Consider the following 26,159-nt stretch of genomic DNA (forward strand, 5'->3'; position numbering starts at 1 on the left):
CCGCAGCACCGGCCGGCCGCTACCGTCGGCTCTCGTCGGCGATCCGGTCGGCAGACTGCTGCAGTCCGGGCGCGTCCGGGTCCTCGCCGCCGGAATGCTCCAGCTGCGCCTCTTCTGCACGCTGCGCTTCGGTCGTCTCTCTGGCGTCCTTGGGCACCGGCGCCGGGTCGCCGTCGGTGTGCTGGTCCACGCGAAACCTCCTCGAGAATCCTCACCATGCTCCCGCCAGGATCGCCAGAACCGCGGATTCCGAAACGGGTGAACCTGGATAGCGACGCCGGCGACACCTACGGTCAGGTCATGGACTTCGACGAGTACCGCACCTACGACGCCACCGGCCTGGCGAAGCTCGTCGCCGATGGGCAGGTCACCGCCGCCGAGTTGCTCACGCTGGCCAGAGACCGCGCGGCGGTGGTGAACCCGCGGATCAACGCCATCGTGCGCGACATCCCCGCCTCGCCCACTGACCGGCGCAGCGGCCCGTTCGCCGGTGTCCCGTTCCTGATCAAGGACATCTCGCAGGACTATGCGGGGTTGCCCACCTCGCAAGGGTCCCGCTCGTTGATGTCCACCCCGGCCGCCGAGCACGCGACGGTGGTGCAGCGCTGGATCGACGCCGGGTTGGTGATCTTCGGCAAGACCAACCTGCCCGAGTTCGGTGCGAAGGCGATCACCGAGTCCGTCGCCTGGGGGCCGGCACGCAACCCCTGGGACCTGGACCGTACGCCGGGCGGTTCCTCGGGCGGATCGGCGGCGGCGGTGGCCGCGGGCATCGTGCCGTGCGCAGGCGCCAATGACGGTGGCGGTTCCACCCGCATCCCAGCGGCATGCTGTGGACTGGTCGGGCTGAAGCCGGGTCGCGGGCTCACCCCGGTGGGACCTGCGGCGAGCGAATTCATGCACGGCGCGGCGGTCCAGGGGGTGGTGTCGCGCACGGTGCGTGACACCGCCGCCATGCTGGACGTCATCAGCGGCGGCGAGCCGGTGGGGCCGTACCTGCCCGCGATACCCGCGGCGCCTTTTGCCGAGTGCGTGGGATCGGATCCCGGCAAGCTTCGCATCGGAGTCCGCGTGCCGTCGGCGATCAAGCCCCAGCCGCATCCCGAAGCGTTCGCGGCGGTCGAAGGCGCGGTGCGGACGCTGACCGACCTCGGCCACTTCGTCGACGAACTGCCGCGGGCGCCCTACGACGACGCCGCGCTGGCGCGCGAGTTCCTGCTCACCTGGTTCGTCAACATCGCGTGGGAAGTCGACGACGCCAAGCGCTTGACCGGCGCCGGGGACGAGTCGTTCGAGCGCGACACCCTGATCATGGCTGCGCTCGGTCGAGCGACCCGCAGCGTCGACTACGTGGACGCGGTGCAACGGCGCCACGACCACGTCCGCCGGTTGACCGAGTTCTTCGACTCCTACGACCTGCTGCTCACGCCTACGTTGGCGACGCCGCCGCCACAGATCGGCGAGTTCGACTTACCGGTCGTCCTGCAGCGCGGCGCCGACGCCCTGATCAAGACGCGCAGCGCCCGGTTGCTGCGCTACACCAACATCGTCGACGACATGGTGGACAAGAACCTCGGCTGGGTGCCGTACACGCAGCTGGCGAATCTCACCGGCCGACCGGCGATCTCACTCCCGCTGCACTGGACCGCCGACGGCCTGCCGCTCGGTGTGCAGTTCGTGGCGCCCCTGGGTGGCGAATCGCTCCTGATCCAGCTGGCCGCCCAACTCGAGCAGGCGGCCCCGTGGACCGACCGGGTCGCGCCGCTGTAACGACATCCATTCGTAGCGGCCGCGAGACCCGTCGTGGGTTTCAGGTCCACGGCCGACGGGGTATGCCCCACTTATGAATTCGTTGTCACGGACGGCCGTCGGCCAGGTCTGCGAGATGAGTTCGGCCGGTGCTGCTGACGCCTCGACGGCGGGCAAGTTCCGCCGCGATTTGCAGAGGTGGCTGCAGGAGGTGGTGGACGACTCCCCAGAGGTCGGTGACATCGTGCTGAGCGTCAACGAGGCCCTGGCGAACTGCGTCGAACACGCCTACCGCGCGCAAGATGGGGTCGGACCGATGGAACTGCAGGTCAGCTACGACCGGACCGCGCGGAGTCTGCACATATGCGTCAGCGACCGCGGCACCTGGCGCCGGCCCGCGTCACGGTCGCGAGTCGACCCCCGAGCCTCGCGCGGGATCACCTTGATGCAGGCACTGTCGGAGCAGTGCACCATCAAAGTCCGTCCCGAAGGGACCACTGTTTGCATGCATTACATCGCACCGCCCCACCGCGGCAGATGAAATCTCCTGTGATCAGCCGGCGTTGCCGTACCACCCGGCCGAGCTAAACCCCCGCATCAGCCATAATCTTTTTCGACGATGTCGGCGCAGCCGTACATCGGGGCCGCAGGCCCGACTTCGATCTCGGTGGAAGCAATTAAGGCAACAGGAACTGCGGCATTCAGCCGGTGGCGTCGGGGCGACCAGTTCGACTGGCTGTCCGGCTACCTGGCGGCCCGGGGCCTGAGCGGCGCCACCCGTGCCCTGATGGCGTTCATCGCGTCGTCGATGGTGTTGTGCTTGATCGCGCTGCTGGCCGGCTCGGACGGACCTCGGGGGGCGGGTCCCGTCGCGATGACCGGGATCGCTGTCGCCGGCGGAGTCGCGGGTGCTTTGCTGTGGGTCTGGCGCTGGCCCACCCGCGGCCTGTCGATCGCCTTTGCGGTGATGTGCAACACCGCGGTTGCCCTGGCCTGTCTGGCCCACCCCAATCCGCTCGCCGCATTGATCGGGTGCATCGCCTTCGCCACCTTCGGCGCATACATCGCGTTCTTCCACACGACGGCTTTCGTGCTGTACAACTTCGCGATCGCGGCGGGCGTGGCGTCGTTCCAGGCCGCCCGCCTGGCCGCGTCCGGGCATCCCTACCTCGCGGGGGTGGACCTGTGGCTGGTGCTGGAAGTCAACATCGCGTTGCCACTGGCCATCCGGATACTGGTCCGCGCCCTGGCGGGGGATTTGCTGCGCGCGGACCGTGACCCGCTGACGGGTCTGCTCAACAGACGAGCGTTCCAGCACCATGCCCTGGGCATGATGCTCGCGCGGCGCGGCATCGACGAGCACCTGGTGGTGTTGGTCATCGACCTGGACAACTTCAAGAGCCTCAACGACCGGCGCGGGCACGCGGCCGGCGACAACGCGCTGGTTCAGGTCGCGCAAGTGTTGCTGGCCGCGGCCGACGACCAGACGGTGGTGGCGCGAAGTGGCGGCGAGGAGTTCCTGGTGGCCGGCACCGCGGGGCACTGCAACGCCGAGTCGTTGGCCAGCCAGATGTGTAAGGCCATCGGGACGTCGACCGCGGGGGTCACGGCCAGCATCGGCACCGCATGTATTTTGCTCGACGACGCTCCGCCCAGCGAGCATCAAGAGTTGCTGGACCAGTTGATCACCGCCTCCGACGCGGCGATGTACCAGGCCAAACGTCTCGGTGGTAACGGGTGTCACCACCATCGACTCTGCTGACTGGACCGGCCGGACCGGCAGCCGTCGCCGTCGCGCCCGTGTGCGACGATCGACGACGTGGCTGACGAGTTCGTCGAAATGATGAATGCCGGTATGGCATCGACCATCCCGGCCGCTGCCCGCATGGGGGTGCGGGTGCTGGAAGCGCGACGGGGATTTGCTGCCGCCAGCGTTCCGGTGGAGGGCAACGGCAACCATTTCGGTGTCGTCTATGCCGGCGTGCAGTTCACCGTCGCCGAGATCCTGGGCGGCATCATCGCGTTGGCGACGTTCGACTCCGGCAAGTATTTTCCGCTGGTGAAGAGCGTCGACATCGCTTTCGTCGGTCGCGCCACAACGGAATTGCGCGCCGAGACGGCGATGGACGACGAGACGATCGCCCGCGTCGAGGCGGAGGCGGCCGCGCAGGGCAAGGCGGATTACACGCTGGATGCGGTGGTCACCGATGCGGCCGGAACCGTGGTCGCCACCACCCATGGGCTGTATCAACTACGCGCACATCGCAATTGAGTGCGCCGTTCGCTAGCGGCGGCCGTCCCCGGTATGCCGCAGGTGATCCGCTACGCAGTCGATGAAGGCCTGACACGCCACCGACCGTAGTTGTGGGCGGGTGGTCACGAGGTGGACCTGGCGGTGCATGTCGGCGCCGGCTACCGAGCGCAGGGCGAGGGTCGAGTCGGAGTCAGCGCGGCTTCTGGCGACCGACTCGGGCAACAGCGCCACCCCGAGGTTCCTGCGCACGAAGTGAATGACCTCGTCCACCCGGGTGACTTCGAAAGCAACCCGCCGGGGCACACCGGCGAAGCCGCGGTCTGTCTCGTGACGCAGGCCGTATCCGGGCGGAAAGTCGATGAAGGGGAGCTCGGCCAGCTCGGTGACCGACACCGAGGTGTGGCGGGTCAGGTTGTGATCGGCTGGCATGACGGCCACCAACGATTCGCTGAACAACCGGGTGAAGACGAGTTGGTCGCCGGCCCGGGACACGTTGGAGCCCACGATGGCCGCATCGAGTCGTCGTTCGCCGGCGGCCTTGATCAGGACGTCGCTGCCGCCGCTGCGCAGGGTCACGCTGACGTCGGGATAGCGGGCGTGGAAATTCGCCATCAGGGCCGCCACGTCCAGGCTCTCCGACGGGACTTCCATCATGCCGATCGTGAGGCGGCCGGCGACGGTGCCGCTGAGCGCTTGCGCGTCGAACTTGATCTGCTCGATACCGGCCACCACCTGATTCAGCAGCGGCATCAGTGATTCGCCGGCCGGGGTGAGGGTCACCGTGCGCGTCGTCCGCTCGAACAACTGCACGCCGAGTTCCGATTCGAGACGACGCACCTGCTGGCTCAGCGCGGACTGAACCACGAACATGCCTTCGGCCGCCCGGGTGAAACTCTTCGTTTCGGCAAGGGCCACGGCGTAGCGCAGCTGCTGCAGGTTCACGATTGATCAGTATCGATGATAAATCGCATCAAATCTATTCGTTGGACTCCTAGGTCGCCGGACAGCAGGATGAGCCCATGTCAGTGCCCGGCCACCCGCCAGTCGTGGCGTTGCGCCCGCAGGGCCCGCCGTCCGGCAACGACTGCTCGGTGGCTGCGGTGCGCGATCGGATCACCGCGCAATTCGACGCACTGCCTTTCCTCGGCGAGCTGGTGTGTTCCCACCGGAGGCTGGTCGCCGGCTCGCTCGCCGAGGTGGTGTTCACCTACACCGTGGGCCGCTCCGGAATCGCCGACAGTGGCTGGCTGAAGCTGTGCTTCCGGTACTACTCCGACTGGGACTTGCAGACCTCCGATCCCGGTCGCCGCGACTACGTCTCGGCCCGTCTGGTCAGCCGGTCTCTGGTCGGCGGTGCATCGCAGGACGGCGTCGCGACGGTGCGCCAGTTGCTGATCCGCTACGACGTGAAGGGCGGGGAGCGGCCGTTTCAGAAATCGTTGCTCGTCCACGTGGTCGACGGGTATCTGCGCCCTGGCGACGTCATTGAAATCCGGCTGGGAGACCGCCGCTTCGGAGGCCCCGGCACTCGCGTGCAGACATTCGTCGAGGACGAGTTCGAGTTCCACTTGTTCGTCGACCCGCTGGGCACTTCACGAATGGCTCGCGCGGGAATCAGCAAGGTCGCCGTCGTGCCGGGTGCGCCCGATCGAGTCGTCGTGCACGGTCCGCGGCTGGTACGCGCCGACACATCCTCGATCGAACTACGGACTCACGTGCAGGACCGTTGGGGCAACACCTGCACCGATCTGCCGGGCGTCCTGCGCGCCTACGCCGACGACGTTCAGGTCGCCCAGGGCCGCACCCCGGCGACCGGCTGGGCCGCCACCCGGCTCGTGGTGCCGGCAAACCCGGGCCGCATCGACGTGGTCGCCGAATCCGGCGGACAGGTGCTCGGCCGCGGTTCGACCATGGTCGATGTCGTCGACGACTTCCCGGCGCCGCGGGCCTTCTTCTGCGACCTGCACGTGCATTCCAACGACACCGTCGGCACCCAGGACACCGGGTGGAACCTGCGGTACGGACGCGACATCGGCGCGCTGGACGTCTTGGGCTACACCGCCAACGACTTTCAAATCACCGACGAGGCGTGGGTCGACGTGGTGGCCGCATGCCGTGCGGCATCGAAGGACGGTGCGTTCGTCTGCTTTCCCGGCGTCGAGTGGTGCGGAACCGCCGGCGTCGGTGGCGACCATAACGTCGTCTTCCTCGGCGAGGACACCACACTGGCCCGCTCGATGGAATGGCGCCAGGGCATGTCCAGCACCTCACCCACCCCGCAGACCTGGCCGGTGACGCAGTTGTACGCCGCGTACGAGAAGGACCCGGAGTCCTATCTCCTCGTCCCACATGTCGGCGGCCGCCGCGCGATCCTCGATTGGCATCATCCTGATTTGGAACGGCTGATCGAGGTGCATTCGAGTTGGGGTAGCAGCCCATGGTTCCTGGAAGACGCGCTGTCCCGGGGTCTGCGGCTGGGGGCGAGCGCCGCCAGCGACGAGCATCGCGGCAGGCCCGGCGGAGGTGCGCCAGGGGCGAACATCTTCGGTGGTTTCGGTGGGCTGACGGGCGTCCTGGCCCCGTCGCTCACCGCCGCCGACGTCGGACGGGGACTACGCGCCCGGCGCACCTGGGCCACGACGGGCGCCCGCGCCGTCGCCCTGCTGCGCAGCGCAGACAACTGGATGGGCGACGAAATCATCAGCGACAGTGACCAATTGACCGCCAGCTATGCGCTCTACGGCACGACGGGCTGGGACGACCTCGCCGTGTACGACAGCGCCGGAGCCGCCTGGCGGCGCGACTTGCACGGCGAGACGGGGCTCTCCGGGAATCTGGTCCGGATCCGCTGGGGCGGCGCGCGGCACCGCGACCGCTACCGCTGGGCGACCTGGCAGGGCAAGATAACGATCGCCGGAACCGCGGTGCACGATATAACACCTTGGGCCACAACGCATCCCGAACAGGCCATCAGCATGAGCCAGGACGGGGCCAGCTGGCGGACCGTCACCTATGGTTCCGACGTCGGCATCGTGGTCAGGGTCGCCGACCTCACCCGAGCGCGCTTCGAACTCGAGACGACGGTGCAGGAGGACGACCTGACCGCCGGGGTCACACTGACCGGCGCCGAGCTCGCCGCCGAGCGCCATCGCGACGTCGTCGTCGGCGGTCTGAACTTGAGGATTCGATTGGAACGCATCGCCGAACCCGCGGCATTACCCGCCACCGTCAGCGGCGCCCTGAAATTGCGGCTGCCGGCCGCGAGCAGCGCGGTGTACCTGCGCGCACGGCAGTTCGACGGCCACCAGGTCTGGACCAGCCCGTTGTTCGTCGACCGCTCCGGCGCCCGGCGGTCCCGATGACCCACCGCCGTCTGATCCGCCGGCTGCACATCGACTTGCAGCGCGTCACGCGTGCGGCCTGTCGGGCTGCAAGCCTCCTGGTCTAGCAATCCCTGGCGCTTAGATGCGCCGAGTCCCGAAGGATCCCCTCATGTCGCGCCATCGTCTGTTCGCCAACGCCATCGCCGCCACAGTCGCCTTTGCCGCCCTGGCAACGGGTTTGACGGGGTGCTCGCACTCCACCACGTCCCCGACGTCCTCGGGCGCCGTCCCACTGCGGTTGGGTTATCTGACCCGCGTCACCCATGCGTCCGCGCTCGTCGGCATCACCGACGGATTGTTCAGCAGAGAACTCGGAGCAGGGGTCAACCTGACGACCCAACCGTTCAGCCAGGGCACCGAGGAGGTGACCGCGCTGCTGTCGGGTCAGCTCGACGCGGCCTACATCGGACCCAACCCGGTGTTCAACGCCTGGCAGCGATCGGGTGGCAAAGCCGTCAGGATCGTCTCCGGCGCAGCCAGCGGCGGCACGTCGCTGGTGGTCAAGCCCGGGATCAATGCAGCGCAGGATCTGCGCGGCAAGACGGTGGCCGACCCCGCACTGGGCGGGACCCAGGACGTCAGCCTGCGGCACTGGTTGGCCAAGAGCGGCTTACACACGAATACTCAAGGCGGAGGGGATGTTTCGATCAAGCCGACCAGCCCGGAGTCGGCTATCGTGCAGCAGTTCATCTCCGACCAGATCCAGGGCGCCATCGACTCGGCGCCGTTCGATGTGCAGTTGGTCAAGGCCGGCGGGGTGCGGCTGTGGTCTGACCCCAACACCATCACGGTGCTGGTGGTGCGGCAGGAGTTCTTGGCCGCGCATCCCGATGTGGTGGCGGGCCTGCTGCGCGGACAGGTCGCGGCGAACGACAAGATCGCCCATGACCCGGCGGGCGCGGCGCAATCGGCCAACGCCGCGTTGGCCCGGGCGCTCGGCAAGGGCCTGGAGCCCGATGTGCTGACCGCGTCGTTTCAGGAGACGACCTTCACCAACGACCCCGGTATGGCCTCGCTGAAAGACCAGGTCGACAAGGCGGTCGCGATCGGATTGCTCAAGCCGCTCGACATCAACGGCTTGTTCGACCAGGCCCCACTCAACGGGGTACTGGCCGCGTCCGGCCGGCCCCCGGTCGCCACATGACGCGCGTCGCCTATCCCCGGGATCGCGCGGTGAACCAAGGACCGCCCGCCGCGGCGGTGCAGTTACACGGCGTCACCAAGCGCTACGGACAGCGCGGGTCGACGACCGCCGCCGTCGACGAGATCTCGCTGACTGTGCACAGCGGTGAATTCCTGTGCGTCGTAGGAGCTTCCGGATGCGGCAAGAGCACCCTGCTCTCGCTGATCGCCGGTCTGGACGAGCCGACCAGCGGTGTGATCGACACCGGTGGCCGGCGGGTGGCGCTGATGTTTCAGGAATCGGCGCTGTTTCCGTGGCTGACCGCTGCCGGCAACGTCGAGCTCGCACTGCGGGCCCGTGGTGTGCCGCGCGCCGAACGGCGCCGGCGTGTGGCGCACCTGCTGGCGACGGTGGGACTGAGTGACTTCTCCGGCAAACGGCCACACCAACTGTCCGGCGGGATGCGGCAGCGCGTGGCGTTGGCTCGCGCGCTTGCCCAAGATGCCGATGTGCTGTTGATGGACGAGCCGTTCGGCGCGCTCGACGCATTGACCCGCGACCGCCTGCACGGGGAACTCGAACGCATCGTCGAGCAGCGCGGCCTGACCGTGGTCTTCGTCACGCACAACGTACGGGAGGCGGCGCGTCTTGCCGACCGGGTGATCGTGCTCAGCGCTCGACCGGGACGCATCGTGGAGGAGTTCGACGTTCCTGCGCCGCGACCGCGGGACATCAACACCGCCGACGTCGCCGAACTGGCCTCGCGCATCACGGCCCGCCTGCACCGAGAAGGGGCCGGATGATGTCCGCTCCCAACAACATTGCTCCCCGCCGGCACCCTCTGGTCACCGGCGCAACCCGCTTGCGCGGCTCGACGCTGAAGGCCGGGCTGGCGTCGATACGGGCGAAACTGCTTGCCGTTGCCGTCATCTTGGTGGCGTGGCAGGTCCTCTACCTCAGCGGCTGGAAGCCGTCGGTCGTGCTGCCCAGCCCGGGGACGGTGCTGGCGAACCTCTGGCAACAGCTGCAGGAGCCGCTGCTCTGGGAGGCTATCTGGACGACGATGAACCGCGCGCTGATCGGATTCGCTCTGGCGGTGGTCATCGGGGCGGTTGCCGGTGCCGCGATTTCGCGGAACAGGCTGGCGCGCAGCGCCTTCGGCCCGGTCGTCACCAGTCTGCAGACCATGCCGGCCATCTCCTGGTTTCCGTTCGCCATCATCTTCTTCGGTCTGCACACCTCGGCGATCCTGTTCGTGATCGTCATCGGGGCGGCGCCGTCGGTAGCCATCGGCGTGATCACCGGCGCAGACCATATCCCCCCGCTGTTGTTGAGGGCCGCGAAAACCATGAATCTGCAACGGTTCGCGCTGTACCGGCACGTGATCATGCCCGCATCGCTGCCCATGTTCGTCAGCGGTTTGCGCCAGGGCTGGGCCTTCGCCTGGCGCAGCCTGATGGCCGGCGAACTGGTGGTCTTGGTGAACAACACCGCCTCGATCGGGGTGCTCCTGGAGAATGCGCAGAACATGACCGACATGCCGTCGGCGATCGCCATCATGATCGTCATTCTGCTGATCGGCATCGTGATGGATGCCGCGTTCGCCGCCGCCGACCGGCGCATCCGCCGCCGCTGGGGACTGCTGGAGGCCGAGTATGGCTGAGCCGTTCAGGATTTGGGCGTTCGGCGACGCGCATGTCGGAACCGACAAGGAGCACGGTAGAGACAGCCTGGCCGAGGCGATCTCGCAGTCGGAGCACGGCGGCAACGAAGGTGGGCCACCGTTCGACTGGGACATCGCAATCGACGCCGGTGACATGTCCGGGGCGCATCACCACCTGCCCGACGACGCCGAAGGCCGAGAACTGCGGCGGCAGTTCGGGTTTCTGCGTCGACACCGCCGCGAAGACGTCTTCAGTGTGTGCGGCAACCACGACCGTAGTGGGCTCGACGAACCCGAAGCCTGGTGGTGGCAGAAATGGGTCGACCCGCTGGGACAGCACACGGCCTATTCCGGTGTCGACCCGTCGGCCCGGCGCTACCCGGTGCGCGGGACATGGCACCACTACTCCTTCCGCGTCGGCAACCTGCTGTTCTTGATGCTCAGCGACCGCAACGAACCCACCCAGGTGGTCGGGCGCGGCACCCTGGGCGGCAATCCCGGCGGGGTCGTCACCGGTGAGACCTTCCGCTGGTGGAAACGCATGGTGCTGAGCAACCCGGACGCGATCATCGTCACCGTGCACCACTATGTGCTGAAGGACACCACGGTGGCTTCCGGCGAGTGGGAGGGCGTGCGCAAGGACGCGGACGGCCGATGGTGCGAGCACTACCATCGACCATTCGAGCAGGGCACTCCGCAGGGCGCGTCCTACCTCTACTGGGTCGACAGCCAACCGGACTCCGGTGCGTTCGAACAGTTTCTGGCCCAACACCCGGGCCGGGTGGCGTTGTGGATAGCCGGCCACACCCACACCCACCCCGACGACAATTTCGGCGGCAAAACCCACATCGAACAACGGTGGGGCACTTGGTTTCTCAACGCCGCATCGCTCAGCCGCTACCACATGCCGATCACCACGCTACCGATCAGCAGGTTGTTGACGTTCATCCCGGGAAGCCGCGAGGTGCGCGTCCAGTGTTACCTGCACACCAGCCAGTACGCCCCGCAAGGGTGGTACCCGAAGGCCGAGAAGACCATCACGCTGGGCACCGAATTCGTCCGCCCCGTCGAGGAGACGGTGGGCAGCGCGCCGCGTTGAGTGATGATGGACGCGTGACGGCGCGAAAGCTGAACGATGTCCTGCAAATCGGTGAGTTGGAGCGGACCTTCGCAGCGGAGCTGGCCGCACGTTACGAGTTGCCGAAGCTACCCGACGGACCGGGCCGTGCCCAGTACCTGACGCAGCGCGCGGCCGAGGTCCGCATCGTGGTGACCTCGGGACCGCCCGGTGTGGACGCCGAAACCATGGCCGCGCTGCCCGGTCTGGAGGTCATCGTCAACAACGGCGCCGGGGTCGACTCGATCGATCTGGCGGCGGCCGAGCGGCTCGGCATCGGGGTGAGCAACACCCCGGACGTGCTTTCCGACACCGTCGCCGACACGGCGTTGGGCTTGATCCTGATGTCGGTGCGCCGATTCGGCGCCGCCGACCGCTATGTGCGGGCCGGCCGGTGGACCGACGAAGGCCCGTTCCGCTACACCACGGACGTCAGCGGGCTGCGGATCGGGATCCTGGGCCTGGGCCGGATCGGCTCGGCGATCGCATCCCGGCTGCAGGGATTCGGTTGCACCATCGCCTACCACAATCGTCGTCGAGTCGACGGCTCGCCGTATCGCTACACCGAATCGCCGGTGCAACTGGCCGAGTCGGTCGACGTGCTGGTCGTGGCCACGACGGGCGGTCACGACACCCGCAACCTGGTGGACCGGCGCGTGCTCGAAGCGCTGGGCCCCGACGGCTACCTGGTCAACATCGCCCGCGGCAGCGTCGTCGACGAGGATGCGTTGGTCGCGCTGCTCACCGCCGGCGGCCTGGGCGGCGCCGGGCTGGACGTCTTCGCCGACGAACCGAACGTCCCGGCCGAACTGTTCGACCTGGACAACGTGGTGCTGTTCCCGCACATCGGCAGTGCCACGGCACGCACCCGCAAAGCGATGGCGCTGCTGGCAATCCGCAACCTGGACAGTTACCTGGCCAGCGGTGAGTTGGTGACTCCCGTGTTGCCGCCGCGCCGATGAGTTGTCGGCGCTGCGTCACGCGTGAGCATCAACCGCCGGCGGCCGCGCGGAAGACGGCGATCGTCTCGGCCACCCTGTCGTCGTCACGCAGTTGTTCCAGAGTCTGCGGCAGCGGCAACCGCCAGTTCGGATACTCGTCCACCGTGCCCGGCAGATTCGGTTGACGCGTCTCGCCCAATACGTCGTACGGCGAAATCAACTTCAGCCGGCTCGGAGTTGCTGCCAGAAAACGATGCATCGCAACGATTATCGCGTTGTCGTCGGGCTCGGTCGTCTCGTCGAGCAGCCCTTCGGAGCGCAGCAGCGCCAGCCATTCCGTCCGTTCCTTCTCCGCGCCGGACCGTTCGGCCGGTACATCGTCGAGCAAGCCGAGTTCGGCGCGCGCCCGCACGTGTTCGCCGCTGAGAAACCCTGCCGCCGTGGGTAAGTCGTGCGTGGAGAGGGTGGCGGCAGCCCGCGCGGGCCAGCGCGCCGCCGGCAGCAGCGGCTCGTCCGGGGCGGACTGGTCCCGGGTGAACCAGGACACCGCACAGCCCAACATCCCGTTAGCCGCAAGGGCTTCGGTGACTTCCGGTTCGACGGTGCCCAGGTCCTCGCCCACCACGGTGGCCCCGGCGCGGTGCGCTTCCAGGGCCAGGACGGCCAGCATCACGTCGGCGTCGTAGTGCACATAGGTCCCACGGTCCGGGCCGTCGCCCGGCGGGATCCACCACAGCCGCCACAGGCCGGCAACATGGTCTATCCGCAGCCCGTCGGCGTGGGCGAGGACAGCCCGCACCATCTCCCGCATCGCCGCGTAGCCGGTGGCGGCGAGACGGTCGGGCCGCCACGGCGGCAGGCCCCAGTCCTGGCCGCGCGGAGTGAAATTGTCCGGCGGCGCCCCCACGCTCACCCCCGTCGCGAGTACGTCGGCCAGCGCCCAAGCGTCGGCGCCTTCGGGGTCGACTCCAACCGCGAGATCGTGCAGCACGCCCAGCGTCATGCCGGCGTCGCGGGCTGCCCGGCGCACCGCGGTCAGCTGCTCGGCGCAGCGCTGTTGCACCCACGCGTGGAACGCGACCCTGGGCGCCAGCTCTCGGCGCGCCGCCCCGACCGCCGCGCTCGCGACGTCGCGCAACGGTTCTGGCCACCGGGTCCATCGGCCGCCGTGCCGCTCGGCCAGCGCGCAATAGGTGGCCCAGTCGGTCAGTCCCGACGCTGCGCCCTCTCCCGGACCGGGCCTGCCCTCCGAGCGCCACAACAACTCCAGCGCAGCCCGTTTGGCCGCCCAGACCAAATCGTGGTCGATGCGCGGAGTGCTCGCCGATACCCGAAGCGCATCCACCTCGCTCCGGGTGTCCGGATCGGCGCGCCGGTACGCATCGAGGTCTTCGATGCGCAGCGCCAACGGGTTTGCGAACCGGCGACTCGACGGGGTGTACGGGGAGGGCTGCACCGGATGCGTCGGGCCGGGCGCGTGCAGCGGGTTGAGCAGCACCGCGCCGGCCCCGTGCTCAGTCGCGGTCCACTCCACGAAATCCCGCAGGTCACCCAGGTCACCGATCCCCCACGAACGAGCCGAGCGCAGCGCGTAGAGCTGCAGCATCCAGCCCCACGTGTCCGGCGTCGGAGGCACTCCGGGGGGCGCCGCCACCAGCGTGGCCTGCTGGCCGTCGAGAGTGTGCAGCCGGTACCAGCCGGGCTGCAGCTCGGCCGGTAACTCGTCGCGCACCTCGCTGCGGCTGCCGTCTTCGGCCTCCAGCAGGGCCGCGCCGGGCATCGGATGCGGTCGCCCGGTCAGACGCACCGCGACCGTCGGTGCCAGTGTGCCGGCCTTGTCGAGTTCGGCGAGCCGGGTCAGCTCACGTCGCCGGTCGGTTTCGGTGCCGGCCTCGACGTCGAGCAGTCCCAGCACCCGGATCACGACATCGGGGTCTACTTCGACCGGTTCACGGCGCTCGTTTCGATAGCTGGTTGCCACCCCGTGTGCAGCGGCCACCCGGCGCAGGTCATCGGGGATGGGTCCGGCGCCCACCGTCACCGGCCATTGTCGGCGCTCAACAGCGCGGATGCGAACACGCGGCAGGTATACCCGGCCGCCGTCGTCTCACACCCCGCTTGTCAACGAACCGTATTGCGCGCGAGGTAAATCCGCGTTTCAGAGCTCGTCGGAGAAATCCGCGGTGAGCCAGCGCTCGGGCCGGATGGTGAGCAGCACGGTGTCCTGGCCGTCGAGTTGCCGGGCGAAGGCGCGTCCGGCTTCGTCGCCGAGGTAGCGGACGGCGATCTCTTCCTGCACGTCCGCCGGGGCGGGTGCGGTGGTCTCGACGACGGAGCCCTCCACCACCACGTACTGGTACGGCGGTTCCTCCCGCTGCACGACCAGTGTCACCGCACCGGCCCGCTCGATGAGCCTGGCTTTGCGGGTCGCCGGGCCGGTGGTGATCCGGATGTTCCCGCCCGGCGTGTAGTCGTACCAGATCGGGGCGCTGGCCGGCGGCCGGCCATCGGCGGCGTCGACGGACAGCACGGCGACGTGCTTGTCGGCGAGGAACTGCTGACGTTCGGCATCCGAGAATTTCTTCATGCGGGTTTCAAACGCAGTGTCGCGGTAGCGCTATTCCCACGAGCCGTGATGGCGCGCCACGCCCCACCTCAGAGTCGGGCGAGCAACTCCGCCTTCTTCGCGGCGAACTCCTCGTCGGAGAGGATGCCGCGCTGATGCAGCCCGGCCAGCGACTCGATGGCCGCCACGATGCCCGCGGAATCGTCAGGCGCCCCCGCCGGCGGCGCGGACACCGGCTGGGAGTGCGGGGCGGGCGCGGCGGCCGGGGTCTCCGCCACCTGATGCGCACCGAGCTCACGAAGGCTGGATACGTCGAAGGTGCCGATCTGGCTGGTGAAGTACACCGAACCGTAGCCGCCGCCCTGCTGTTGCTGCACACCGCTGATCTGGTGTTCGCCGGTGTCGAAAACCTTTGTGACGCCGTTGATCTGGATCGCCAGCCGGCGGGTGTTCGGGAACACCGCGTAGCGCGCGTCGTTCTGTCCGCCGGTTGCGCTCGGCACGCCGAGGTCCGCGGGCCACCAGTTGGCGGAGGTGAAGCCGGCGGACGGTCCGGCGCCTTGGAATTGCGATTGGGAGTGGGGCTGGGATCCGCTGGTCGCGTTGCTCGCGTTGCGGAAGACGGGGGTGGTGGCCATCAGCTGGGTCAGCTCGTTGCACAGCGCGTCGACGCGTGCCTTGAGTGCGTTGTCGAACATGTTGCCGACCATCGTCATCCCGCCCCGCATCCACTGCCCGGAACCGCCGAGTTCGGGGATGGAGAACTGTGCCATCGTGCCCCCGCCGGTGTGAATGGCGAACAGCATCGCCAGCACCGCTTCGCGGGACAGGCCGTGGCGCTGCGCGATCTCGGTGATGGCGTTCTCGGCTTCAGGGGTCACCGTTGCCTGCATAGTGTGTGAATCTTTCGTCGTCGGGGCTCTTTTCGAGATTACGCACGAAGTCCGGGCAGCGCCGGTCACACCCGAGCCGGGGTTAAACGGCCGACTTCTCCAACACGTGCACCCCGCACGCCGAACCCAGTCCGATCACGTGGGCCAACCCGACCTTGGCGTTCTCGATCTGACGGTCCCCGGCCTCGCCGCGCAGATGGTGGCAGACCTCCCAGATGTTGGCGATGCCGGTGGCCGCGATGGGATGGCCCTTGGACTGCAGCCCGCCGGAGACGTTCACCGGCGTCGAACCGTCGCGCCACGTGGCGCCGGTGTTGAAAAAGTCGGCGGCGCCGCCCTCTTCACACAGCATGAGGTTGTCGTAATGCACCAGCTCGGCGGTCGCGAAGCAGTCGTGCAGCTCGACCAGGTCGAGGTCGGCCGGCCCGATGCCGGCCTGGTCATAGGCGGTCATCGCGGCGTTGCGGGTCAGCGTGTTGACATTCGGCAGCACCTGGCAGCCGTCTTCGAAGGGGTCGGTGGTCAGCACCGACGCCGACACCTTCACCGCGCGGCGACGCTGTTCCAGCGACAGCGACTTCAGCGTCTTGCCGTTGCACACGATCGCGGCGGCGGCGCCGTCACAGTTGGCCGAGCACATCGCCCGCGTGTTCGGGTAGGCGATCATCACGTCGTTCATGATCTGGTCGAGGGTGAACCGCTTCTGGTAGGCGGCCAACGGGTTCAGCGTTGAGTGCGCGTGGTTCTTCTCGCTGATCCTGGCGAACAACTCGAAGCTCGTCCCGCCGTACTTGTGGCCGTACTCGGTGCCGATCTGGGCGAAGACGCCGGGCATGGCCTCGGTGCCGATCCGCCCGTCGACCGGCGCGACCGCGCCGTAGCGGCCCTTGGGCGCCCAGACGTCGGCGTCGCTCGTCTTCTTGCCGCCCCCGCCCAGCAATCCGGCACCGGACAGTTTCTCCACGCCGACGGCCATTCCGTACTTGACCTCGCCCGCCTTCACGGCCATGATCGCGGTCCGCAACGCGGTGGCGCCGGTCGCGCACGCGTTGGCCACGTTGTAGACCGGGATGCCGGTCTGACCGATCTGCTTCTGTAGTTGCTGCCCGATTCCGGCGTTGGCCGCCATCAGATTCCCGGCGGCGAGCACGCCGATGTCGGCCATCGTCAGACCCGCGTCGGCAAGCGCGCCGGTCGCGGCCTCGGCGGCCAAGTCGACGGTGTCGGAGTCCGGGTGCTTGCCGAACTTGGTCATCTTGATGCCAAGGATCCAGATCTCGTCGCTGGCGCCCATGTCGTTGCTCCTTGCGTTGGATTGAGCGGCGTCTCAGGTCGCGGGTTCGAACCCGAACCCGATCGCCTCGGTGCCTTCGGAGTCGGTGCCCAGCGGATACGTGGCCAGCCGCACTTTCATCCCGTCGCGGACATGCTCGGGGTCGGGCTCGACGTTGATGAGATTGGCGCGGACCTGGGTGCCGTCACAGTCCACCACCGAGGCCACGAACGGGGTGGGGATCCCGGGCGCAGCGAACGTGACGATCGTGAAGGTGCGCACCGTGCCCTCGGTCGCGACGGGAACCGTGGTGAACTCGGTGGCGAAGCACGCGGCGCAGGCGTTGCGTCGGTCGAAGAACCGGGCGCCGCAGGTGGTGCATTCCTGCGCGACGAGGTGCGGCTCGCCGTCGTCGAGCACCAGATAGTCCACCAACGGGATCTGGCCAGCCTTCGAACCTGCCACAGCAACCTCCATCGTCTCCTCATGCAGCCTACGGAGCACCTGCCGCCCGCACGGCTGCAGTCCCCGATGGGGTTTGGAACGACACCAGAGCCGCGCAGGGACCTGGCAAGCGGCCGCGACTAGACAAGTCAGACAAGTCGTCTAGTCGTGCTGTATGATCATTGCGCACTACACGAGAGGCAGGGTCTGGTGGACGACCTGGACGACAATGTGGCGCGGGCCGGGTTGTTCCACGGCGTGGACCGGGGTGTGCTCAGTGAGCTCGCGAAGTCGCTACCGATGGTGACGTTCGCCCGTCGGCAGACGATCTTCGTCGAAGGTCAGGCCGGCGACTGCCTCTACATCATCGCCGAGGGCAAGGTGAAGATCGGCTGCAAGGGCCGCGACGGCCGGCAGACGCTGATCACCTTGCTCGGCCCGTCCGACATGCTGGGCGAACTCTCGGTCTTCGATCCCGCACCGCGTTCCTCCACCGCTGTGGCGCTGACCCGGGTCCGCGCGGCGGTGATGGAGGGCGACACGATGCGTGCCTGGCTCGACGGGCGCCCGGAGGTCGCCGACCAGCTGCTGCGGCTGTTGGCCCGCCGGATCCGCCGTACCAACAACACCGTTTCGGATCTCGTCTTCAACGACGTGCCCGGACGGGTCGCCCAACAACTGGTGCTGCTCACCAAGCGATTCGGGGTGCGAGTGGGTACCTCCTGGCGGCTGGACCACGGACTGTCGCAGGAAGAGATCGCCCAGCTGGCCGGCACCTCCCGCGAGACGGCGAACAAGGTGCTGCTGGAATTCGGCGACTACGGCTGGATCACGGTGCAGGGCAAGAGCGTGCTGGTGCACCAGTACGAGCAGTTGGCGGCGCGGGCGACCAGCGCTGTGACGCCGATGCGCTGGGCCTGACATCACGGACGATCACCGGGGAGCCGACGCGGGCGGTGGCGATCGCGGTTGCTGTAGCTAGGGCCGACGGTTGGGGATCCCAAACCGTACTGCAGCGGCTCAGGTTCGCCGCGTTCACGCGTACACACCCGGGTCGCGACCGCGCCGGGTCAGCCACCAAAATTGTTCACCGTGCCGGGTGGTTTCGACGTACGCGGGCGGGCGTTGCGCGCCGGTGAGCTCGCCGCGTGGTTGGCCGAGCACAGTCTGGGCAATCGGTTCGGCCTCGCCGTCGTCGGCGACCAGGCGCTGGCGATTGTTGCCGCAGACGGCGACGGCCGCTCTATCGACATCGCGGCGCTGATCGCCGACGACGAAGCAGCATTGGCGTCGTGGCTGGCCGATCCGGGCCCACCCAAGGCGGTGCACGACGTGAAGGCGACCATGCATGCGCTGGCGGGTCGCGGCTGGACGCTGCGCGGGGTCACCTCCGACACGCTGCTGGCGGCGCACTTGTTGCGGCCCGAGCAGCGGCGGTGGTCGCTCAACGACCTCCTGGTGCGTCATATGCGTTGCGCGTTGCCCGCCGAAGCCGTTGCAGAACAACACTTTTCGGCCAGCGAGCCGGCAATGCAGGCGCTGATCCTGCGGACCTGCGCAGTCCTGGACCTGGCCGATGTGCTCGACGAAGAATTGGCGCGAATCGACGCCTCATCCCTGCTGGGACGGGTGGAGCTGCCGGCCGCCGGGGTGCTGGCACGGCTGGAGACCACGGGCATTGCGGTGGATCAGGCAAGGGTGGCCGGTGATGAATTGCCGCAATCGATTGGCCCGGACGGGCGCATCCATCCCATCCTGGTCCCGACCGGCGCCGTGACTGGTCGGCTGGCGTGGTCGCGGCCGGCTCTGGGACTCGAGCTGCGCGCCGCGCTGGTCGCGGCGGACGGCTACCAGCTGATGACGGTGGGCTACCGCGACATCGAGAGGCGGATCATCGACCACATGACCGCCGGGGCTGGTCACCGCGAACTCGTCGAGGACGCGCGCCGGACGGGGTACGCGTCCACACTGCTGGGCCGCCGGCGGTATCTGCCCGACCTGTCCAGCAGCGTCCACCGGTTGCGGCTGGCCGCCGAGCGCGACGCCGTGCAGATGTCCGTCGAGGGCAGCGTCGCCGACTTGGTCAAGCTGGCGATGATCAACGTCGACCAGCTGATAACGGCGGCCGGGTTGAAGTCACGCATGCTGGCGCCGCTCGGCGACGACCTGCTGTTCGAAGTGGCCGACGGGGAACGCGGCACTCTGACCGACTACGTGGTGGCGCAGCTGATCGACGCCTATCCGATGGACGAGGCACTCGAGGTATCGATCGGGTAGCGATCACAACCGCCGCTGACCGGCCACCGCGCCGGGCGGAAACTGAAACGTGTTCTAATTACCCATCGACAGCTTGCGGTGGAGTCCCCCATGATGCGGTTTCCGAAGGTGCCCGCGGTGGCTCCCGTCGGTCAGCTCCCGGCCGGCGCGGTCGTGGACCTCCCTGGCCGGGGCAGCACGTATGTCTTCGATTCGGGTCCCTCCGACGGCCCGACCTTCGTGCTGCTGCACTCGCTCGCCTGCACCGGGATGATGACGTGGTATCCCGCGCTGGACGTGATCCGCGAATTCGGTCGCGTGGTGGTATTCGACCAGCGCTGCCACGGACAAGGGATCTCGCCGCCACGGATGCTGCTGGAAGACTGCGCCGACGACGTCGCCGCGCTGGCCGACGTCCTGGAGATCGACTCCTTCGTGCCGGTCGGGTACTCGATGGGATCCCTGGTGGCCCAACTGGTCTGGCGGCGCCACCGCGAGCGGGTCGACGGGCTGGTGCTGTGCGCCGCCGCGGCCGCGGTCAGTCGCGCCGCCTACGAACGGGTGGCCACCGGCCTGTTCGCAGCCCTCATCGAGTCACTCACCCCGGCGCCGCGGCGCTGCGAGCCCGCCGCAGCGGTGAGCCGCGGTCTGCTGCCGGACCACCAGTGGGTGCTGGGTCAGTTCCGCGCCACGTCGCCGGGCGGCATCACCCGCGCCGTCGCCGAAGTGGTCCGGTTCGACTCGACGTCCTGGGTGGCCGACATCGACGTGCCGACCGCGGTGGTCGTGACCATGAAGGATCGTGCCTTCGGCGTCCGTCGGCAGCAGTGGCTGGCCGACCAGATCCCGGACGCGGAAGCGATCGAGATCGACGCCGGGCACGCCGGGTGCACCTTCGCGCCGACGGCATTCGTCGCCGGGGTCAGCCAAGCGGTCGAATCGGTACACCGCCGGTTGCCCGCGTGCCACGATGGCAGGCGGGCAGTCCCGTAGCCCGACGCGTTCGCTGAGAGGAGCGGCGGTGAAGCGACTCAGTGGTTGGGACGTGTTCATGCTGGCCAGCGAGACGCCGAACGTCCACCAGCACACGCTGAAGGTGGCGGTCGTCGACACCTCCGAGTTCCAGGGCAAGGCGACGTTCGAGGCGTTCCGCGAGGTGTTCCGGGACCGACTGCCGGTGCTCGAGCCGATGCGCTACCAGATGGTGGCGGCGCCGTTGCGGTTCCATCGCCCGATCTGGCACGAAGACGCCCCACTGGACCTGGACTATCACCTGCAACACGTGCAGGTGCCCGCCCCGGGCGGCCGCCGCGAACTCGACGCGGTGATCGGCGCGATCGCCAGTTCACCGCTGGACCGCAGCCGCCCGCTGTGGCAGTTCTATTACGCCGAAGGTCTGGCCGACCGTCGCGTCGCGGTGATCGGCAAGGTCCATCACGTGCTGGCCGACGGTGTCGCCTCGGCCAATCTGATGGCCCGGACGATGGAGGACCCCGGCGCCGACCCGGCGCGACGGGCGCAACCGGGGGTGCCGCACCCGACCACCGGGGATGTCGCGCGGTTCGCGGCCCGCGACCACGCGAGCCGGATCCGGACGTTGCCGTCGGCGGTCCGCGACGGCGTGATCGGCGCCTACCGATTGCAGCGCCGGGCGCGTCAGCGTCTGCGGGAGCCGGAACTGGCCGACCGGTTCGATCCGGCACCCAGCTTCCTCAACCACAAGCTCTCGCCGGGACGGACTTTCGCCAGCGCCGCGCTGCCGTTGGCCGACGTCAAGGCGGTCAGCAAGAAGCTCGAAGTGACCATCAACGATCTGGTGCTGACCGTCACGGCAGGTGCGATGCGGCGGGTGCTGCTGAACCACGGCGAATCCGCTCAGCGGCCGCTGGTCGCCTCGATTCCCACGGCCACCGACACCTCGCCGGACCGGATCACCGGCAACGCGTTGGCGACGATGCTGGTGTCGCTGCCGGTGCAGGTCGAGGACCCGATGGAGCGGTTGCGGCTGATCCGGACCTCGACGCGCATCGCGAAGGAGGATCACCAACTGCTCGGCCCGACCCTGGTCGGTCGGTGGCTGGAGTTCGTGCCGCCGACACTCACCCGCGCGACGTTCGGGTGGATGTCGCGGCGGGAGGCGCCCAACCAACTGTTCAACCTGATCGTCTCCAACGTCCCCGGCCCCCGCGAACGGGGCCACGTCGCCGGTGCCGTGGTGACCGAGTTCTATTCGGTGGGACCGCTGGCCGCGGGCGCCGCGCTGAACATCACCGTCTGGAGTTATGTCGACCAACTCAGCGTCGCGGTTCTGAGCGACGACACGACGCTGGACGACACCCACGAGGTGACCGACGCGTTCGTCGCCGCCTTTGCCGAGTTGCGCGACGCGGCGGGTTTCTCCGGGACGGGAGAGGCGGTTTCGGCGCCCGCCGGCTGAGCCGCTGCTACCGAGATCCGTTGGCGAAGCCGGCCCCGTCCACCTCGACCGGCACCCCGGTCAGCCAGGACATGCCGGCCAGCGCCTCCAGGTCCTCGGGGGCGCTGGACGTCAGCTGATTCACGTTCGCACCGCCGGCCCGGTTGGCCAATTGCCATCTGCCGGTGCCCTTGTGGCCCCACCCGTGGGGAATGGCGACGGTTCCGCGGACAAGATCGGTGCTCAACGCCACCGCGATGGTGATCTGCCCGTACGGCGAGCGCACCGTGACCGTGTCCCCGTCGACGACGTCGCGCTGCGCGGCGTCGTCGGCGTGCATCAACGCGGTGTGAGAACGGTTGCCGCGCATCAACAGTGGAGAATTGTGCAGCCATGAGTTCTCCGAACGCGATTCGCGCATGCCGATCATCCGCAACGGGTACTCCACCGGGGCAACCCGATTCGACAGCGCAGTGATCTCCTGCGCGATCGCGTTGTGCCGCAGCTTGATTCGTCCGTCGAAGTATGCAACCACCTCGCTCAGCAGACCGGTTCGGAGGTGCGGTGCGACGACGACCCCGTGCGGATGACGGCCGGACAGCCGGCGGAAGGTCAACCCGCCGCGCCGGATACCGAATCGGTCGCCCCCTTCGGACATCCGGATCATCAGGTCGACCACCGGCCTGGGCTGCATACTTCTGCCCGTCGCGGCGAGCACGCGCCGCAACCCGGACAGCGCTGCGAACACGGGTGTGCGGGTGGCCATTCGGGCGATCAGATCGGTGATGATGTCCCACTCGGTGCGCGCCTGGCCCACCGGCTCCACGACCGCCTCGGTGACCTGACGGAATGGCGTGGCCTGGAACGTCTGAAAAGTCACGGCGAAGTCGTCGCGCTCGTACATCGTGGTGACGGGCAGCACGTAGTCGCAGTGCGCCGTCGTCTCGTTGACATACAGGTCGAGCCCGACCATCAGGTCCAAACCGGCAACGGCGCGCTCCAATTCGTCGCCATTGGGGACCGACAGCACCGGGTTGCCGGCCCCGACGAACAGCGCCTTGATCTGCCGATTGCCGGGCGTGGTGATCTCCTTCGCCATCAGCGCGGCGGGCTCCGCCCCGATGGCCGCGCCGAAACCCCCGACGCGGGTGCGTTTGCGGCGGTAGGTGCGGCGCAGCGACCAGCCCGCCAACTTCAGCGTCCACTTCTGTCCCGGCATCCCGAGCGTGCTGAAGACGCTGCCACCCGGACGGTCGAGGTTGCCCGCGACCAGGTTCACCGCATCGATCAGATAGGTGGTCAGGGTGCCCTGTCTGCCCACGCAGGTGCCGAGGCGCCCGTACACCGCGGCCCGCGGCGTGGACGCCAGCGTCCTGGCCAGCGTGCGCACCGTCGCCGGCGCGATCCCGGTGTGCCGTTCGGTGCGCTCCGGAGTGAACGGCGCGCACTGCTGTTCCAGCCATGCCACGTCGTCGGCGCAGTCCGCCACCGCAGCGCGATCGACGAGTGACTCGCTGAACATCACTTCCAACAGCGAGAGCAGCAGGTACGCGTCGGTGTCCGGCACGATGCCCAGCCATTCGAACTGGGCGGCTGTCTCCGAGCGGCGCGGGTCGACCACGATCACGCGGCCGCCGCGCTTGACGATGTCGTGCATGCGGTCTTTGATGCGTGGGGCGGTCAGGAAACTACCGTGCGAGACAACGGGATTGGCTCCCATCATGACCAGCAGGTCGGTACGCGACAGGTCCGGGATCGGCACCGACATCGGCGATCCGTAAAGCAGTTGACTGGCGATGAGCCGACTGCTGGTGTCCTGCGACGACGACGTGAAGAAGTGGCTGTGCCGGCCGATGCCCTTGATGAACGACATTGCGGCGAACAGGTGCGAGTAGCTGAACGCCGCCGGATTGCCCAAATACCAGCCGAATGCGCCGGAGCCGTGCGTGCGGTGGATCGCCGCGACGCGGGTGGCGATGTCGTCGAGCGCGTCGTCCCACGACACCGGCTCGAACCCGGTCTCGGTGCGGCGCAACGGTGTCTGCACCCGATCGGGATCGTTGACGACCTCGGCGAACGCAATACCCTTCTGGCAGGCGAATCCGGCGGACAGCGGATGGTCTTTGTCGGGACGCAACGCCACCAGCTTGCCGTCCTCGACGGTGGCCACCATGCCGCACAACGGCTCGCAGATCCGGCAGAACGTGGGTTTGTGGACGAGATGGCCAGCCATCCGAAAGATCGTACTGTACGGCTTACGGTATTTCCCGTGGTCGGCCGCCGGATGCGCCCTACAGGTCGAGCGCGCCGACCCCCAGGGCCGCGGCGTTGACCTTGGTCAGCGCCTCACGCAGCTGCTCGAGTTCGGCAAGATCGACACCGAGCCGTTCGACCACCGCCGGCGGAACCTTCAGCGCCTGGCGACGCAGCTTGCGCCCCTGCGGGGTCAACTCGATGTGGGTGGTCCGTTCGTCGGCGGCGCTGCGGGTACGGGTGATCAGACCCTGCGCCTGCAGCCGTTTGAGCATCGGTGACAGGGTGGCCGGATCCATTTGCAGCAGCGCGGCAACGTCTTTGACCGAAAGTGGCGCTCCGCCGGATTTGGCGTTGTCCCACAGGGCCAGCATCACCAGGTATTGCGGATGGGTCAGTCCGAGTGGCTCGAGCAACGGACGGTACACCGCCAGCACCGCGCGGTTGGTCACGGCCAGCGCGAAGCAGACCTGACGCTCCAACGACAAGGGGTCGATGTCCGGGGCAATTGCCGTGGCCGTTTGTCGGCGCATCTCCGCGGCTCCTCGCACTAGAACGGGCTACTGTTCGCCTGCCACTCTGCTGATTCCGGGCGGGGCCCGAAGCGGCGTGCGTAGTCCTCGTGGATGTGCGCGTCGCGTTGGCGCTTGAGTACGTCGACGAGATTGGGATCCAGACCGTGCTGCGCCAGGCGGTGTCGTCGCCACACCTTGTTCAGTGCGAACGCGATCAGCAGGCTCCAGATGTAGATCGGCGCCGTCATCTCCAGGTGCACGTACAACGACGCCGGCAGCAGCCACAACGGCGCAAGGACGAATAGGGGCGGTATCGAAACCCGGATCATGTGCCGGCGGATGGCGCCCGGGCCGGCGAGGTCGTTGGCAACCCACTCGCGCATCGAGTCGGGCAGACGCCGTCCGTACGAGTACGTGAGGTACTGCCAGAGGTTCGGGCGCACGGAAGCCATCATCGCTCCTGAGTTTCGGAATTGCTTTGCATCCCATAGTACGCCAATAGTTAGCGCCCTAACTATGTTGGCCCAGTCACATCGGGGTGCGTGCTGGTCGTCGCGCGGCCTATGGTCGAGCTGTGACCATCGGCTACGACGACGCGCTGCGTGAACAGATTCGGGGCCGGCTGGCGCAGCACGAGCGGCGTGCGGTGACCGACCCCGCGAAGCGGCATGCCGCGGTAGCGGTGGTTCTCGTCGATTCCGAGGCCGGCGAGGACAGGGTGGACCCCGCGCCGGTGGACGACTGGATCGCCGACCGGCCAATGCCAGGCGGTCTTGACGGACACATGGTCGACGTAGCCGGCGGTGCGGCTTTCCTCCTGTGCCGCAGGACATCTCGTCTCTCGTCGCATGCCGCGCAGTGGGCGCTGCCGGGTGGTCGGCTGGACCCGGGGGAAACCGCCGTCGACGCCGCGCTCCGTGAACTGGACGAGGAGGTCGGCGTCACGCTGCCCGACTCGGCCGTGCTGGGCCTGCTCGACGACTACCCGACCCGGTCGGGATACGTGATCACCCCGGTGGTCGTCTGGGGCGGTGGCCGGCTCGATCTGCGGCCGGCGCCGGCGGAGGTGGTCGCCGTATACCGAGTGGGGTTGCATCAGCTACTGCGTGAGGATTCCCCGCGCTTCATCACGATCCCGGAGAGCCCGCGTCCGGTGGTCCAGATGCCGTTGGGTAACGACTTGATTCACGCACCGACTGGCGCCGTGCTGCTGCAACTTCGATGGTGGTGTTTGGAAGGCAAGCACGACCCGGTCGACGAACTCGAGCAACCGCTGTTCGCCTGGAAGTAGGCGGTACGGACACTAGTGTCCC

Annotated in this window: 24 protein-coding genes and 1 pseudogene; 15 read left to right on the forward strand and 10 right to left on the reverse strand. The window is 68.1% G+C overall.

What is annotated here, in order from left to right; translation table 11 throughout:
- Nucleotides 1-19: 19 nt before the first annotated feature.
- Entirely contained in the window at nucleotides 20-190 is a 171-nt protein-coding gene (locus AC5Y4D_RS01650; RefSeq protein ID WP_499943711.1) for a hypothetical protein, read from the reverse strand.
- A 110-nt stretch (nucleotides 191-300) separates the two neighbouring features.
- Here AC5Y4D_RS01650 and AC5Y4D_RS01655 point away from each other — a divergent pair, with 110 nt between their 5' ends.
- The 4 genes from AC5Y4D_RS01655 (at nucleotide 301) to AC5Y4D_RS01670 (ending at nucleotide 4,021) form a co-directional block, all read left to right on the forward strand.
- On the forward strand, nucleotides 301-1,770 hold the full coding sequence (locus tag AC5Y4D_RS01655) for an amidase (RefSeq protein ID WP_499943908.1): 1,470 nt from the start codon (nucleotides 301-303) through the stop codon (nucleotides 1,768-1,770).
- Nucleotides 1,771-1,843: 73 nt separating this feature from the next.
- Complete coding sequence (locus AC5Y4D_RS01660; RefSeq protein ID WP_499943712.1) at nucleotides 1,844-2,290, forward strand: ATP-binding protein; 447 nt, start codon at nucleotides 1,844-1,846, stop codon at nucleotides 2,288-2,290.
- A gap of 78 nt (nucleotides 2,291-2,368) precedes the next feature.
- Entirely contained in the window at nucleotides 2,369-3,511 is a 1,143-nt protein-coding gene (locus AC5Y4D_RS01665) for a GGDEF domain-containing protein (RefSeq protein ID WP_499943713.1), read from the forward strand.
- Nucleotides 3,512-3,568: 57 nt separating this feature from the next.
- Complete coding sequence (locus AC5Y4D_RS01670) at nucleotides 3,569-4,021, forward strand: YiiD C-terminal domain-containing protein (protein ID WP_499943715.1); 453 nt, start codon at nucleotides 3,569-3,571, stop codon at nucleotides 4,019-4,021.
- Nucleotides 4,022-4,033: 12 nt separating this feature from the next.
- On the opposite strand, the gene AC5Y4D_RS01675 is transcribed toward AC5Y4D_RS01670, so the two are convergent.
- On the reverse strand, nucleotides 4,034-4,945 hold the full coding sequence (locus AC5Y4D_RS01675) for a LysR family transcriptional regulator (protein ID WP_500036179.1): 912 nt from the start codon (nucleotides 4,943-4,945) through the stop codon (nucleotides 4,034-4,036).
- 77 nt (nucleotides 4,946-5,022) lie between these two features.
- On the opposite strand from AC5Y4D_RS01675, the gene AC5Y4D_RS01680 reads away from it, so the two are divergent.
- From AC5Y4D_RS01680 to AC5Y4D_RS01705, 6 genes are all read left to right on the forward strand, one after another.
- Nucleotides 5,023-7,365 carry a CehA/McbA family metallohydrolase domain-containing protein gene (locus AC5Y4D_RS01680; RefSeq protein WP_499943717.1) on the forward strand — a complete coding sequence of 781 codons (2,343 nt, stop codon included), beginning with the start codon at nucleotides 5,023-5,025 and terminating at the stop codon, nucleotides 7,363-7,365.
- A 130-nt stretch (nucleotides 7,366-7,495) separates the two neighbouring features.
- The gene (locus tag AC5Y4D_RS01685; protein WP_499943718.1) at nucleotides 7,496-8,530 is read left to right on the forward strand and encodes an ABC transporter substrate-binding protein; all 1,035 of its coding nucleotides are present in this window, start codon (nucleotides 7,496-7,498) and stop codon (nucleotides 8,528-8,530) included.
- A gap of 56 nt (nucleotides 8,531-8,586) precedes the next feature.
- Nucleotides 8,587-9,312: an ABC transporter ATP-binding protein gene (locus AC5Y4D_RS01690; protein WP_499943909.1), complete on the forward strand. Its 726-nt coding sequence runs from the start codon at nucleotides 8,587-8,589 to the stop codon at nucleotides 9,310-9,312.
- Nucleotides 9,312-10,172 carry an ABC transporter permease gene (locus AC5Y4D_RS01695; RefSeq protein ID WP_499943719.1) on the forward strand — a complete coding sequence of 287 codons (861 nt, stop codon included), beginning with the start codon at nucleotides 9,312-9,314 and terminating at the stop codon, nucleotides 10,170-10,172. The genes AC5Y4D_RS01690 and AC5Y4D_RS01695 overlap by 1 nt, the downstream gene beginning before the upstream one ends.
- Nucleotides 10,165-11,271: a hypothetical protein gene (locus tag AC5Y4D_RS01700; RefSeq protein WP_499943720.1), complete on the forward strand. Its 1,107-nt coding sequence runs from the start codon at nucleotides 10,165-10,167 to the stop codon at nucleotides 11,269-11,271. The genes AC5Y4D_RS01695 and AC5Y4D_RS01700 overlap by 8 nt, the downstream gene beginning before the upstream one ends.
- 14 nt (nucleotides 11,272-11,285) lie before the next feature.
- Nucleotides 11,286-12,251 (forward strand): 2-hydroxyacid dehydrogenase, encoded by a 966-nt coding sequence (locus tag AC5Y4D_RS01705; RefSeq protein ID WP_500036180.1) that lies wholly within the window; start codon nucleotides 11,286-11,288, stop codon nucleotides 12,249-12,251.
- A gap of 28 nt (nucleotides 12,252-12,279) precedes the next feature.
- On the opposite strand, the gene AC5Y4D_RS01710 is transcribed toward AC5Y4D_RS01705, so the two are convergent.
- The 5 genes from AC5Y4D_RS01710 to AC5Y4D_RS01730 form a co-directional block, all read right to left on the reverse strand.
- Nucleotides 12,280-14,271, reverse strand: a complete 1,992-nt coding sequence (locus AC5Y4D_RS01710; RefSeq protein WP_499943722.1) for a 4-alpha-glucanotransferase — start codon at nucleotides 14,269-14,271, stop codon at nucleotides 12,280-12,282.
- 117 nt (nucleotides 14,272-14,388) lie between these two features.
- Nucleotides 14,389-14,817 carry a pyridoxamine 5'-phosphate oxidase family protein gene (locus AC5Y4D_RS01715; protein ID WP_499943723.1) on the reverse strand — a complete coding sequence of 143 codons (429 nt, stop codon included), beginning with the start codon at nucleotides 14,815-14,817 and terminating at the stop codon, nucleotides 14,389-14,391.
- A gap of 68 nt (nucleotides 14,818-14,885) precedes the next feature.
- The gene (locus tag AC5Y4D_RS01720) at nucleotides 14,886-15,689 is read right to left on the reverse strand and encodes an SHOCT domain-containing protein (RefSeq protein ID WP_499943724.1); all 804 of its coding nucleotides are present in this window, start codon (nucleotides 15,687-15,689) and stop codon (nucleotides 14,886-14,888) included.
- Nucleotides 15,690-15,771: 82 nt separating this feature from the next.
- Entirely contained in the window at nucleotides 15,772-16,983 is a 1,212-nt protein-coding gene (locus AC5Y4D_RS01725; protein WP_499943725.1) for a thiolase family protein, read from the reverse strand.
- Between the two features lie 33 nt (nucleotides 16,984-17,016).
- On the reverse strand, nucleotides 17,017-17,439 hold the full coding sequence (locus AC5Y4D_RS01730) for a Zn-ribbon domain-containing OB-fold protein (protein ID WP_499943726.1): 423 nt from the start codon (nucleotides 17,437-17,439) through the stop codon (nucleotides 17,017-17,019).
- Nucleotides 17,440-17,625: 186 nt separating this feature from the next.
- On the opposite strand from AC5Y4D_RS01730, the gene AC5Y4D_RS01735 reads away from it, so the two are divergent.
- The 4 genes and pseudogenes from AC5Y4D_RS01735 (at nucleotide 17,626) to AC5Y4D_RS01750 (ending at nucleotide 22,099) form a co-directional block, all read left to right on the forward strand.
- Nucleotides 17,626-18,327 (forward strand): Crp/Fnr family transcriptional regulator, encoded by a 702-nt coding sequence (locus AC5Y4D_RS01735; protein ID WP_499943910.1) that lies wholly within the window; start codon nucleotides 17,626-17,628, stop codon nucleotides 18,325-18,327.
- 171 nt (nucleotides 18,328-18,498) lie between these two features.
- Nucleotides 18,499-19,683 (forward strand): annotated as a pseudogene (locus tag AC5Y4D_RS01740) (DNA polymerase); the annotation flags it as partial.
- A 93-nt stretch (nucleotides 19,684-19,776) separates the two neighbouring features.
- Nucleotides 19,777-20,655, forward strand: a complete 879-nt coding sequence (locus AC5Y4D_RS01745) for an alpha/beta fold hydrolase (protein WP_500036181.1) — start codon at nucleotides 19,777-19,779, stop codon at nucleotides 20,653-20,655.
- A 28-nt stretch (nucleotides 20,656-20,683) separates the two neighbouring features.
- Nucleotides 20,684-22,099, forward strand: a complete 1,416-nt coding sequence (locus AC5Y4D_RS01750; protein ID WP_499993251.1) for a WS/DGAT/MGAT family O-acyltransferase — start codon at nucleotides 20,684-20,686, stop codon at nucleotides 22,097-22,099.
- A 7-nt stretch (nucleotides 22,100-22,106) separates the two neighbouring features.
- Here the strand turns inward: AC5Y4D_RS01750 and AC5Y4D_RS01755 are convergent, their stop codons facing one another.
- From AC5Y4D_RS01755 to AC5Y4D_RS01765, 3 genes are read right to left on the reverse strand one after another with little or no spacing between them, the layout of a single operon-like run.
- A complete protein-coding gene (locus AC5Y4D_RS01755; RefSeq protein WP_500036182.1) occupies nucleotides 22,107-24,311 on the reverse strand; it encodes a molybdopterin-containing oxidoreductase family protein in 2,205 nt (734 codons plus the stop codon).
- Nucleotides 24,312-24,369: 58 nt separating this feature from the next.
- Nucleotides 24,370-24,864, reverse strand: coding sequence for a MarR family winged helix-turn-helix transcriptional regulator (locus AC5Y4D_RS01760; protein WP_500036183.1), 495 nt, complete (start codon nucleotides 24,862-24,864; stop codon nucleotides 24,370-24,372).
- Nucleotides 24,865-24,881: 17 nt separating this feature from the next.
- Nucleotides 24,882-25,298 carry a DUF5313 domain-containing protein gene (locus AC5Y4D_RS01765; protein WP_500036184.1) on the reverse strand — a complete coding sequence of 139 codons (417 nt, stop codon included), beginning with the start codon at nucleotides 25,296-25,298 and terminating at the stop codon, nucleotides 24,882-24,884.
- A 122-nt stretch (nucleotides 25,299-25,420) separates the two neighbouring features.
- Here AC5Y4D_RS01765 and AC5Y4D_RS01770 point away from each other — a divergent pair, with 122 nt between their 5' ends.
- Entirely contained in the window at nucleotides 25,421-26,137 is a 717-nt protein-coding gene (locus tag AC5Y4D_RS01770; RefSeq protein WP_500036185.1) for an NUDIX hydrolase, read from the forward strand.
- Nucleotides 26,138-26,159: the final 22 nt, after the last annotated feature.

The sequence above is a fragment of the Mycobacterium sp. NGS67 genome, from assembly GCF_059812185.1.